At 40.0% G+C, this 12,243-nt stretch carries 10 protein-coding genes; 1 reads left to right on the top strand and 9 read right to left on the bottom strand.

Annotation, left to right across the window (positions count from 1 at the left end; all coding sequences use genetic code 11):
- Positions 1-384 precede the first annotated feature (384 nt).
- From LM917_RS13720 to LM917_RS13680, 9 genes are all read right to left on the bottom strand, one after another.
- Positions 385-1,176, bottom strand: a complete 792-nt coding sequence (locus LM917_RS13720) for an ABC transporter ATP-binding protein (protein WP_232698092.1) — start codon at positions 1,174-1,176, stop codon at positions 385-387.
- Position 1,177: 1 nt separating this feature from the next.
- The gene (locus tag LM917_RS13715) at positions 1,178-1,975 is read right to left on the bottom strand and encodes an ABC transporter permease (protein ID WP_232698091.1); all 798 of its coding nucleotides are present in this window, start codon (positions 1,973-1,975) and stop codon (positions 1,178-1,180) included.
- 160 nt (positions 1,976-2,135) lie between these two features.
- Positions 2,136-3,149, bottom strand: a complete 1,014-nt coding sequence (locus LM917_RS13710) for an ABC transporter substrate-binding protein (RefSeq protein ID WP_232698090.1) — start codon at positions 3,147-3,149, stop codon at positions 2,136-2,138.
- Positions 3,150-3,161: 12 nt separating this feature from the next.
- Positions 3,162-4,283: a histidinol-phosphate transaminase gene (gene hisC, locus LM917_RS13705; RefSeq protein ID WP_232698089.1), complete on the bottom strand. Its 1,122-nt coding sequence runs from the start codon at positions 4,281-4,283 to the stop codon at positions 3,162-3,164.
- The gene (locus LM917_RS13700; RefSeq protein ID WP_232698088.1) at positions 4,273-5,370 is read right to left on the bottom strand and encodes an iron-containing alcohol dehydrogenase family protein; all 1,098 of its coding nucleotides are present in this window, start codon (positions 5,368-5,370) and stop codon (positions 4,273-4,275) included. The genes hisC and LM917_RS13700 overlap by 11 nt, the downstream gene beginning before the upstream one ends.
- 424 nt (positions 5,371-5,794) lie before the next feature.
- Positions 5,795-6,349, bottom strand: coding sequence for a phosphoribosyltransferase family protein (locus LM917_RS13695; protein ID WP_232698101.1), 555 nt, complete (start codon positions 6,347-6,349; stop codon positions 5,795-5,797).
- Positions 6,350-6,370: 21 nt separating this feature from the next.
- Positions 6,371-7,432: an NCS2 family permease gene (locus tag LM917_RS13690; RefSeq protein ID WP_232698087.1), complete on the bottom strand. Its 1,062-nt coding sequence runs from the start codon at positions 7,430-7,432 to the stop codon at positions 6,371-6,373.
- 244 nt (positions 7,433-7,676) lie between these two features.
- Positions 7,677-8,633 carry an ABC transporter substrate-binding protein gene (locus tag LM917_RS13685; protein WP_232698086.1) on the bottom strand — a complete coding sequence of 319 codons (957 nt, stop codon included), beginning with the start codon at positions 8,631-8,633 and terminating at the stop codon, positions 7,677-7,679.
- Positions 8,634-8,823: 190 nt separating this feature from the next.
- On the bottom strand, positions 8,824-9,294 hold the full coding sequence (locus LM917_RS13680; RefSeq protein ID WP_232698085.1) for a DinB family protein: 471 nt from the start codon (positions 9,292-9,294) through the stop codon (positions 8,824-8,826).
- Between the two features lie 301 nt (positions 9,295-9,595).
- Between LM917_RS13680 and ppdK the strand changes: the two genes are divergently transcribed.
- A complete protein-coding gene (gene ppdK / locus LM917_RS13675; RefSeq protein WP_232698084.1) occupies positions 9,596-12,223 on the top strand; it encodes a pyruvate, phosphate dikinase in 2,628 nt (875 codons plus the stop codon).
- The last annotated feature ends 20 nt before the right edge of the window (positions 12,224-12,243 follow it).

The raw sequence follows: 12,243 nt of genomic DNA, 5'->3' as shown, positions 1-12,243 counted from the left end.
ATTGCCTTGATCCTACTTTAGTGGAAAAAACCAGCTTCTCTTTTCACCCTTCGCTAAAAGTCTACGCCCACAAGGGGTTGGACTGCCCGCTCCGCACTATCCATCGGGAAAGCTCTCAACGACGTATTCACTGTAAGACTTGCTGGGGTTCGCTTTTTTATCCCGATGAATAGCGCTACGCTAGGTCGGGCTTCGCCAAGTCGCTCTGTGTGAAAAGAGAATCTGGTTTTTCATGCTTTTGAGTTTGATTTTGTTTCCCACTGAAGCCCTTTGCTGAAGAAGCACACTTCAGTAGTCAAGTAAAGTCCATTAGAATTTATCTGTAAATAAAAAAGACAGAGAAAAGATGAAACTTACCTTCTCCCTGTCTTCCTATTATTCATTCTAAGGTTTAACTGCCTTTAAACTTTCCTCGCGTATTAACTCAAGCAATTCTAGCTTTAACGCTAAAAAATCAGCACTGCTTTTATTCTGGTAATCACGTGGACGTGGCAACGGTACCTTGATGTTCTTCTTCAATCGACCCGGTCTTGCGGTCATTACATAGATAGAATCACCTAGAAAAATAGACTCTTCCACATCATGCGTGATAAACAGAATGGTTTTTTTCGATTCTTCCCATACCTTCAACAAAATCTCCTGCATAATGGAACGGGTCTGAGCATCAAGTGCTCCAAACGGTTCATCCATCAATAAGATTTCTGGTTCATTCGCAAGCGCTCTTGCTATTGCTACACGCTGCTTCATCCCACCAGAAAGCTGGATCGGATAATGCTTATCAAATCCGGTCAAACCGATAATATCCAGATAGTGATGGGCTATCTCATCCTGCTCTTTTTTGGAGATCCCTTTTAGCTGTAAGCCGAACGTGATGTTATCTTTCACCGTTAGCCACGGATATAACGTGTAGGACTGGAAGACCATTCCCCGATCTGGCCCAGGTCCTTTAATTTCTTTACCATCTAAAAACACATGGCCAGAGGTTGGTTCCTCTAGTCCCGCTACAACTCGTAGTATTGTTGATTTGCCACAGCCGGAAGGACCTAGTATGGTAACAAATTCTCCATTCATTACGGAAAATGAAGTTTGATCCAATGCTACTACTTCCCCACCCTTGGTTGAGAAGATCTTTCCGACATTATCAATGACTAATTTTGGTGTTGGTGTCGTGGTCATCTTATGATCCTTCCTTTCTCATCCAGGAGAAAGATACTCGGTAAATTGCCTTGAAAATTAAATCCATAATCAGTCCCAGTAAACCAATGATGATAATGCCCACAATGATTTTATCAGGCTTCAAGAAGCGAGATGCCTGCATAATCATGAATCCAATGCCCTCGGAAGCGCCAACGAGCTCCGCAACAACCAGATATGTCCAAGACCAACCAAACGTGATTCGTAGTGTATCTACTATTCCTGGCATCGATGCAGGCAGGATTACCTTTCGAAATAATTGCATTTTTTTAGCGCCCAATGTGTAGGAAACCTCAATCAAATCGTTCTGTACATTTTTCGTGACATCCATAACCATTAATGTAAGCTGAAAAAACGTACCAAAAAATATAACTGCCATTTTTTCGCCCTCACCTAGTCCAATCCATAAAATAAATAACGGGATAAACGCAGATGCTGGCATATATCGAATGAACCCAATAATCGGTTCAAATGCACCTTGAACAATACGTAATGAGCCCATTAATATTCCAAGCGGTACCCCAATAAGTGCCGCTAAAATAAATCCTGATGCTACCCGGGAAAAACTGATCCCAATATCAGCCCAGATTTCTCCACTTTGAAACATAGAGATGGCAGTTGCAACAATCCGATCAGGTGCAGGCAAGAAAAGTGGATTTACAAACCCTCCATAGCTTAATACGGACCATGTCCCGATTAGAAGCAGGAAGGTAAATATGCCCACACCTGTATAAAGTGGTTTCGCAATTTCTTTCTTTGGCGTTACAATATTTTTCCACATCTCTCTTCCTCCTTCTATCACAATCTTTTATTTGCATGAGAAAAGGAGGCCCTTTGAGGACTCTCCTTTTCTATATCAGATGCGTTACTCCCCGATCTGCTTGAATTACGTCCAATGAAAAGAACTCGTGATTTCAAATGCTCTTCATAGAGACGTATTCTTACAGTCCTCCAACAAATGTTGGGTTCAATACATCTTCCGCATTCAGAGCTTTGTCGATAATTTTTTGCTCTACATAGAAATCAATCGTATTCTTTGTAGAATCATAGATAGCTCCCTTACTTCCTACTGAGCCAAAGAGTGTTTTATTTTCTTCTTTATGAAGAAATTTCAGACCTGTAACGGTTCCTGTAAACTCAGCTAGCTCAATTTTTAGACCTTTAGCCATAATCCCGTTTGATTCTTCCGGATTTTGTTTCCAGTAATCCATCGCTTCTGCCATCGCTGCTACAAAAGCCTTGATATCATCTGGACGCTGCTCGATGACATCCTTTTTAAACCCTACTGTATCCACGATAATTCCAGATAGTTCTTTTGTAGAAACAAGTATTTTTCCATCTGCTTGTGTTGCTTTCGTTAACCATGGTTCCCATGTTACTGCTGCATCAACTTTTCCAGCTACGAAAGCCGCACCAGCGTCACCTGCTGACATTTGAACCATTTCTACATCTTTATCAGTTAAGTTAGCTTCTTTAAGTGCAGTAAGTATGAGAAGATGACTAGTAGAACCTTGTTCAAAGGCTACTTTCTTCCCTTTCAAATCGGCAACCGAAGGAATGTTATTCTTAGCAATTAGTCCATCCCCACCATAGGAATCATCAAGTAACCACACAACTTGCATCGGTACTCCCGCAGCAGCCAATGTAACTTGCACATCAAGAGCAGTAGCCATACCGTCAACTTGACCACCAGCTAGTGCCTGCTTACGCTCAGCCAACCCTTCAATTATCGATAATTCCACGTCGACTCCATGCTTTTCAAATAATCCTTTTTCTTTTGCCAGGAATAATGGACCATACCCTGTCCAGGTTGGCAACGTTACTTTAAGCGGTGTCTTTTCAGCCGTTCCTGCTTGTTCCTTACTTCCCCCGCCAGGTGTAGCCTGATTCGAGCTACATCCTACCAATCCAAGAATCATTATTACTGACAGCATGGTAATCAAAAACTTTTTCATGCTACTTCCCCCTCAATCTTTCTCTTCGTTTTGTATGACTTCTTTGAATGCCTTACTAAAATTCTTCATGTCATCTGGCTGTCCAATCGAGATGCGAAGTGAGGTCGGAAGTCCGTACCCTGTTAATGTACGAACGATAAATCCCCGTTCAGCCAACTGCTCAAAAACGACTTTGTTATCTTTAGCCGTATCTACATAAACAAAGTTCGCCTGACTGCTTACATAAGTCAGCCCCAGCTCTTCACACACATCAATCAGAAGTCGTTTTCCTTCCTCATTGATCTGTCTTGAGTGGAGGACATGCTCATCATCATCAAGGCTAGCCAGTGCACCAGCCTGAGCAATGCTATTTACGTTAAAGGGCGGCCTAACATGATTAATGGCATCAACCATCTCAGGCTGACCAATTCCATAGCCAATGCGGGCAGCGGCTAATGAATATATCTTGGAAAATGTACGCACAACAAACACATTTTTATAGCGTTTCCCTAATTCTACGGATGAACGGTAACCATCCCCATCCGCATATTCATGATAAGCTTCGTCAATGACAACCAATACTTGTCCAGGAACCTTGGAGAGAAACACTTCCAGCTCCTCGGCAGGAATCGCTCTTCCTGTAGGGTTGTTAGGATTACATAAAAAGATTGCCTTTGTTTTATTCGTGATTCTCTCAAGAATGGCATCCAAGTCTACTCCCAAGTCTTTTTTCATTGGAGAAAACACTGGTGTCGATCCCATCAGGTGGGTAGAAGCCAGATACTGAACAAATGAAATTTTCGGGATGATAACCTCATCGTCAGGCTCTAAAAAAGTCTGTGCTACCAGAATAATCATTTCATCAGCACCATTGGAAAGAATAATGCTATCCGAAGTGACTCCTTCTTTTTCAGCGATCTTATGTAAAACAGCTTCCCCATTGGAACTAGGATACAAATTTAATTGTGTCAGGGATTTCTGCATGGCATCTATTGCTTTTGGCGAAGGCCCTAACGGATTTTCATTAAAAGATAACTTGGATACTTTATCTAACCCTAATGCCTGTTTTATTTCTTCAACAGGTAAATCCTCCAGTTTGCATACATAAGGAGATAGGTTCGGGTAGACGCTTCTTACCATTTTCTCAAGCTTCATGTTTAACCCTCTTTCCAAGCTGATCTGCACCTTTGATAGCCGATACCACCATGTCTGGTGTTACGGTAAATGGCATGTTTGCCATGTCTTCAATCTCCACGCTAACGTCACCGAGACGAATCCATTCTTCCTCGGAAAGATTCATAATTCCCATGTCCTCTAAAGTGTATGGCAATTGAACCTTTTGATAGAACGAGATTAAATCGCGAATAGACTCTTCGCTTTTTCCTTCCATAACGAGCTGAGACAAAATTCCGAAAGCAACGATTTCTCCGTGATATGTTTCATGTACCTCTGGAAAAATGGTTAGTCCAGAATATATGGCATGTGCCGCAGCAGTTCGACAATCATCGCCGCCATAACCACTTACACTGCCACTTATTAAAATGATGCTGTCCACTACATCATCTACAGCCTGATCTACTTTTCCTTGTTTAACTGCTTCTAGTGCAGACGGGCCTTTTTCTAGCAACAATTCATAAATTCCCTCTGCTAATCTTACTGCGCTTCTGTTAAGAGCTGTAGGCTGGTTTTTCTGAACAGATGCAGAAGATTCAAACCATTTTGCTAACGTATCACCAATTCCCGCAGCTATAAATCGATATGGTGCTTTACTGATTACTTCTGTATCGACCAACACGATTTCAGGAGCCTTAGATCGATGACTGATTTCGATAAATGTTCCCTCGTCATCGTACATGATTGCAATTGGTGTAGCTGCTGCACATGTCGCCGCTATTGTCGGTATTGCAAGTAACGGTAATTTCTTTGCAAAAGCAACTGCTTTTACCGTGTCGATTGCTTTACCGCCTCCAACTGCTACGAGTACCTGTGGATTTTTCTCCTGAACCACAGCACTTAGCGCTTCTACATTTGACCAGGAACAATCCCCGCCGTACCAAATGAAGCCTTTGCTGGCTACCCCTTCTTGCTCCAAGCTTTCATTAATAATGGGTTCAACGATGGATAATGCCGTTTTACCACCAATAAACAGCGCATTTTCACCTAACGTTTTTATGTAGGAAGCGATTTCTTTTGTTATTCCCATTTCTCTTACATATTTTGCTGGTCCTAGTATAGTGTACATGATGACAACTCCTGTATTTTAATTTACTGATTATGTATTAATATACGACATTACATTTTATTATTTTTCTGAAAATTTGTCAATTCAGAAAAAATAACACGGAAAGTTATCAAAGAACGATACTCATAACTACCTATAATACCCGTTAACTATTACTCCAAGAAATCATTGCTCTATTTTGATATATTTTAATAAAAAATAATACAATTTTCTACAAATTCAATTATTTTTTATTTAAATGAATATGATAATCAATTATCAGAAAATTTCTCGAGACTTTCGTTTAGACAAACCTTCGTTGTACTTATGTAAATCAGTATTATTAAAAATCTTATTCACAAAATAAGACGCCTATCTGATAACAGGCGTCTTATACAAATAATATCGACAAAAACTTTGCCGTTTCTTTCATGTAACAACAGCTTTACTTCATCTGTGCATGAGGGAACAACGGAAGCTCTTCCAAAAATAGAATATCACTTCGCAGGGTAGCATTTCCTTCTGCCAAAATGGCTGCTCGTGCTACAACAATTCCTCCAGCCTGTACTACCAGGTCTTCAATCGCTTGTAGCGATTTACCAGTACTTATTACATCATCGATAATGGCAACTCGTTTGCCTGCAATTTCTCTGGCATCTGCCCCATCCAGACAAAGAACTTGCTTTTTCTGTGTAGTAATCGACTCTACTTCATTCACTAAAGGTGCTTCCATATATGGCTTAACACTTTTGCGAGCCACATAATATTTTTTCATTTGCATAACGCGGGATATTTCATGAATGAGTGGAATACCCTTTGCCTCAGCAGTAATTAATACGTCAACCTGCTCTAATTTTTCTGCTAGAAGTGGTGCTGCTGCTGTTACCAGCTCTGTATCCCCGAGGATAACAAAGCTAGCGATACTAAGATCATCGGTAATTGGTATAATCGACAATTGACGGGTAACCCCTGCTACCTCAAGTGTATATGTTTTTTCCATAACCATATGTACTCCCTCCTGTTACATTCCAAATAAACTGATTAACGCTCTCATTAATAAGCCAGCTAACATCCCAAAGAACGGATCAGAAATAGCCGTTACTACCATTGTTGTCCCACCCACTAGTCCAGACGATGCTTCTCCACCAGTTAGCGCAGAAGTAGCGTTCACCGGAACCGTTACAATCGCACCCAGTACAAACAAAAAGCCAGAGATGGATTCGCTCGGGATAAATCGTGCCATTTTTGGCAATAAACCAGCAATTAGGATGGCAGCCATAATAATCATCATCAAAACTCCGGAGGCTACAGGGTTAGGCGCTCCAGATGTAGCAGAAATAATCGCTTCTACAGGGGCACCACCAAACAAGGCAGAAACCATGTCAGCGACGCTACTAATGATGCTTAGGGTATCAATGTTTACATCAGTTTTGGCAATATCGCCATTGATCTGACCAAAGGCAATGTTCGCCCCAATGTTCAGACATACCATCGCCATCGCGCCACGCAGAATGCTAAATGAAAGTGTTGGTTTTTGAAAGATAAAACGGTCATTTTTTAAAGGTTGAATGGAGTTGTTCTGCTTAAGAACAATAGAAACAAGACTAGAAACAAGAACAGAAATAGTAATTGTATATACCAGATCTTTTGTTACAAAGTACGTTACCAAACCTGTCGCCATCGAAGTGATTCCAACAGGCATATTATTACGTGCCATATCCCATGACACCTTAGCTAGCATGATTCCAACCCCTGCCATCATACCGTTCGTAATAACAGGGCCAATAAATTCTACGATTTTCTCCAGGAAACCAAACAGACCGATAATGGTCATGATTGCTCCCCCGACAAAAATCATAGAGAGTCTGTCTCTCATGCTTTTTCCTAATGTTCCTGCTAATGCAATCGTTTCAGCCTGATAAGAGACAACTGCTACTGATCCTGTTAACGCGTTCCCCGTAGCACCAACCAAAAAGGCCAAAGCAGTTGGAACAGAGGCAAAACCAAGGGACAGCGCAAGCAAACCTTGCGGCAAACCATTTAATACAACGCTTAGCGCCGCAATAATATCTTTCCATTCCATTTCTCTCTTTCTCCTTTTCCCCTAAATCTCTCAGATGAGTTTTTAATCATTTCATATTTGAAAATTAACACAAAAACCGATCTTTATCAATGTAATAACTTTTTATTATTCGTATTTAATAAATAATCATGTGGTACTAACATAAAAATCATTCGTGTTTTGCCGAATCTCAGTAAAATACATGAAAAAAAACACATAAAAAAACCAGCCGATATACCGACTGGTTCTATAACATTCAATCTTATTATTGTGCTAAATCTGGATAAATTGCTTTAAACATTACCTCTATGCCATCTACTATCCTAGGTCCTGGTCTTGTAGTCAGATCGCTGTCCACATAAAATACATTTTTATTTTTAACCGCAGGTATGCCCTGCCATGATTTCCTCGTCATGATTTCCTTCTCAGGTTCTTGTACATAATCTACGGTAGTCAAAATAACTTCTGGTTTTCTTTTAATAACAGCCTCCTCAGAAACCTTGGACCAACCTGTTACATCGCTAAACGTATTTTCTACTCCAATCAGTTTTAGCGTCTCATCTTGGAATGTTCCTGATCCTGCTGTCCAAATGTCGGGATTAGGTGCTATTTCTAGATAAACCTGCTTTTTCTTCTCAACCTTACTAGCCGCATTAACAATTCCTTCTAGTTTTTGCTTCATTCCTGCTACGATCTCTTTACCCTTTTCTTCCGTACCTGTGATCTTGGCAAATAGCTCAATATCTGAATATACATCATCAATAGTAGCAGCTGATTTAATTGTTACTACCTTCAATCCCAGCTCTTCCAAATTACGTACTACGTCCCCATTCCCCATTGCATAAGCAAATACGACATCAGGCTTCAAAGCTACAATAGCCTCAATGTTAACCGTCATACTATTTGATACCTTCGTCTTGGTAGTTGCTTCTTGAGGGAAATCACATACATCAGTTACACCGACAACCTTATCACCAACACCCAACGCAAATAGAATTTCTGTATTGCTAGGCATCAAAGATACGATACGCCCAGGTTTTTTATCAAAAGTTATCTCCTTGCCAACTCCATCTACTACCTTAATAGGTGTAGTTACTGTCTCTGTGGATGGGGCAGGTGTTTTCTCAGCTGGTGGTTGTACATTTTGTGTCGAGCATGCAGTCATCAATACTAGAATGACTGCAAACAGCAGTATTCTCGCAGCATTAAGCCTCTGTATCATTCTTGGTTCCTCCCACTTTCTTTATGTCATAACATCTACTCACATGAATAATCTCATTGACTTCCATTTCACGATTAACTTGAACAGCAATGATAATTAAGAGATTAGCCAGTAAATGAGTATAGTCAAAAAATAGAAGAACCGTTAGAGAATTACCTCTCTAACGGCCGCAATAGTAAAAGAAGCTTTACTATTTATTGCTTACTTTTACAAGGCAAGAGATCGTTGTCAAATGCATGGCTTCATGAATAAAAGCAAAATTAAAGATTTCACCAACGGTATCAAAGCGTAAGAAACCTAACTCTACAGGTGTTTGTAGTGTTTGGTTAAGTACATCAGGAGTAATCTCGTTGATGATAGCAAGCTGTCCTGACATATGGGACAGAAGCTCTTCCTTAGAAGGTCCTGCCTCGGACCAATCGGATGGACGTGTTCCTGTAGAGAATAAAGCACGATAATTCTCAGGAAGTTGAGATGTAAACGTTATGCCACCTATGGTAAGGAAGAATTCAAAGCTGGAAATGATGTGACCCACATTCCATCTAACTGTATTGCTAAAACCTTCAGGCTGGGAATCGAATAGCTCCTCCGGAATTGCCTCAATCTGCTTGATTACTAGTTGGCGTACTGTTTTTGCTGTTTGGATAATTGCTTGGGACATTATAGTATTCCTCCTGTTTTGTATGTATGTCTGTATTATGCACTATGACTGTTATAAAAAACATATTTTAGATGTATTAGAACTGCGAAAGGACTTCGATAGGAGTTTTTCTTATCATAAGTTTGTACGATTATTATTTTTCACACCATTTCAGTAATTTGTAAAAAAATACTCTTGAAATTATATGTGTTATACTACAAAATAAAAAGTATAACACATATATGAATTCTTCATAATTAATGCTCATATTACTGTTTGCCATCACGTTATTCCATCAAGAAACGAGATATAGGAGGATATCATGGAGAAACTAGTGTATCGCTTTCAAGAAGGTTCAAAGGATATGTCAATTTTACTTGGGGGTAAAGGGGCAAATCTGGCAGAGATGACAAACCTCGGTTTGCCTGTTCCATCTGGTTTTACGATTACAACCGAAGCTTGTCGCCAATTTTATCAAACAGGTAAAAAGCTATCAGATGACTTATTGAAAGAGCTTGAAAAAGAAATTGCTGCATTGGAAGTACAAATGGGTAAAAATTTTGGAGATGTAAAAAATCCTCTTCTTGTTTCTGTTCGATCTGGCTCTGTTTTTTCTATGCCTGGTATGATGGATACGATCTTAAATCTGGGATTAAATAATAAAACTGTGGTTGCCCTTGCTGAAGCCACCCAAAACGAACGCTTTGCTTATGATAGCTATCGCAGATTTATTCAAATGTTCTCAGACGTTGTCATGCATGTGCCGAGAGAAAAATTCGAAAAGAAATTAGAACAAATAAAAGCAAAAAATAACTACAAGATAGATGCTGACATACCTGCTTCTGATTTAAAAAAACTTGTACAACAATATAAAGAAATCTACCAAACAGAAACCCAAAGTGATTTTCCAGAGGAACCTAAACAACAATTGCTATTGGCAGTAGAAGCTGTATTTTCCTCATGGGATAATGCACGGGCAAAAGTATATCGACAATTAAATGATATTCCCGATCATTTAGGAACCGCTGTAAATATTCAATCCATGGTATTTGGTAATATGGGTGATACCAGCGGAACGGGAGTTGCTTTTACAAGAAACCCCTCTACAGGTGAGGCAAAATTATTTGGTGAATTCCTCATGAATGCTCAGGGTGAAGATGTTGTTGCAGGTATACGTACACCTGAAAGCATCGATAAGCTAAGAAATATCATGCCCCATGTGTATGATGAATTTGTAAAAATTACAAGTCTATTAGAAAACCACTATCTAGATATGCAGGATATTGAATTCACTGTTGAAACTGGAAAGCTCTTTATTCTTCAAACCAGAAATGGCAAAAGAACTGCACAGGCAAGTATCAAAATCGCTGTAGACCTGGTTGAGGAAAAATTGATTACCAAAAAACAGGCGATGCGAAGAGTGTCAGCTAAACAAATTGAACAGATCCTGCACCCTACTTTTGATGTGCAAGGACTTAAGCAAGCTAATTTGATTACAAGCGGATTACCTGCATCTCCTGGCGCAGCAAGCGGTAAGGTTTACTTCCATGCTGACGATGTAGTTGCCGCCAAAAAACGAGGCGAAACATGTATATTAGCAAGATTGGAAACCTCTCCAGAGGATATCGAGGGAATGGTATCTAGTGCAGGTATTCTCACATCACGTGGTGGAATGACCTCCCATGCCGCTGTTGTAGCAAGAGGAATGGGATTATGTTGCATCGCTGGCTGTAGCACGTTAACCATTGACGAAAAGAAAAAAGAAATAAGCTACGGGGACATCGTCATTAAAGAAGGAGATTATATTTCCTTGGATGGTGGAACAGGTAAGGTATATCTAGGGGAAATTCCATATGATCATAATTCAATGGGAGACTCCTTTAAGGAATTTATGTCGTGGACAGATGAATTCAGCAAATTAGAAGTTCGCGCCAATGCTGATACGCCAAAGGACGTACAAACCGCTATCCACTTTGGTGTAACAGGAATTGGATTGTGCCGCACTGAGCATATGTTTTTCAATGAAAATCGTATATTTGCTGTTCGTCAAATGATCCTTGCTGAAAGTATAGATGAACGTCAAAAAGCATTGGACCAATTACTTCTCATGCAGAAAGAAGATTTTATTCAGCTATTTACCATCACAGCTGGAAAACCAGTTAACATTCGACTACTTGATCCTCCTCTTCATGAATTTTTGCCAAAAACAGAGGATGAAATTAATAAGCTAGCAGAAGATCTGTCGATTTCTACCTTCTATTTGAAACAACGTCTGCATGAATTGTCAGAAGTAAATCCAATGTTAGGGCATCGTGGTTGTCGCCTTGGTATTACTTATCCTGAAATTTATAATATGCAGGCAAAAGCTATTATCGAGAGTGCAATTGTTATACAAAAGTCTGGTATCGAAGTTGCTCCAGAGATTATGATTCCTTTCATTGGATCGCAAAAAGAATACAACTATGTGAAAGATAACATTGCGAAGACAATCGAAGATATCCTGCAACAAGAAAACATTCAAATCGGCTATCAAATAGGAACAATGATCGAAATTCCTCGTGCTTGTTTAACAGCCGATGAAATTGCGAAGGAAGCTGAGTTCTTCAGCTTTGGTACCAATGATTTAACTCAAATGACATACGGTTTCTCCCGAGATGACTCAGAAAAATTCTCTTGGGATTATATCGAAAAAGGCATCATGAAAAACGATCCATTCCAAACATTGGACTTCGATGGCGTAGGAGAACTTATCTCCATTGCCTGCAAAAAAGGAAGAGTAGTAAAACCTGCTCTTAAAATAGGCGTATGTGGTGAAGTTGGCGGTGATCCTGCCTCCATTCGCTTCTTCCACGAGCTAGGTTTATCATACGTGTCCTGCTCTCCTTATCGCGTACCTGTTGCCAAATTAGTGGCTGCGCAGGTTGCTATAGATGAGCCTTTTAAGAAGTAATGCTGGAAAGCCCTAGAATA

It is taken from the genome of Brevibacillus daliensis (assembly GCF_021245735.1).
Classification (GTDB): Bacteria; Bacillota; Bacilli; order Brevibacillales; family Brevibacillaceae; genus Brevibacillus_B; species Brevibacillus_B daliensis.
The sequence above is the reverse complement of the archived record's forward strand: the minus strand, read 5'-3'. Positions and strand labels throughout refer to the sequence as shown.

Coding starts and splice junctions, on each gene's coding strand:
- LM917_RS13720 (WP_232698092.1), bottom strand. CDS start 1,176: ATGACCACGACACCAACACCAAAATTAGTCATTGATAATGTCGGAAAG.
- LM917_RS13715 (WP_232698091.1), bottom strand. CDS start 1,975: ATGTGGAAAAATATTGTAACGCCAAAGAAAGAAATTGCGAAACCACTT.
- LM917_RS13710 (WP_232698090.1), bottom strand. CDS start 3,149: ATGAAAAAGTTTTTGATTACCATGCTGTCAGTAATAATGATTCTTGGA.
- hisC (WP_232698089.1), bottom strand. CDS start 4,283: ATGAAGCTTGAGAAAATGGTAAGAAGCGTCTACCCGAACCTATCTCCT.
- LM917_RS13700 (WP_232698088.1), bottom strand. CDS start 5,370: ATGTACACTATACTAGGACCAGCAAAATATGTAAGAGAAATGGGAATA.
- LM917_RS13695 (WP_232698101.1), bottom strand. CDS start 6,349: ATGGAAAAAACATATACACTTGAGGTAGCAGGGGTTACCCGTCAATTG.
- LM917_RS13690 (WP_232698087.1), bottom strand. CDS start 7,432: ATGGAATGGAAAGATATTATTGCGGCGCTAAGCGTTGTATTAAATGGT.
- LM917_RS13685 (WP_232698086.1), bottom strand. CDS start 8,633: ATGATACAGAGGCTTAATGCTGCGAGAATACTGCTGTTTGCAGTCATT.
- LM917_RS13680 (WP_232698085.1), bottom strand. CDS start 9,294: ATGTCCCAAGCAATTATCCAAACAGCAAAAACAGTACGCCAACTAGTA.
- ppdK (WP_232698084.1), top strand. CDS start 9,596: ATGGAGAAACTAGTGTATCGCTTTCAAGAAGGTTCAAAGGATATGTCA.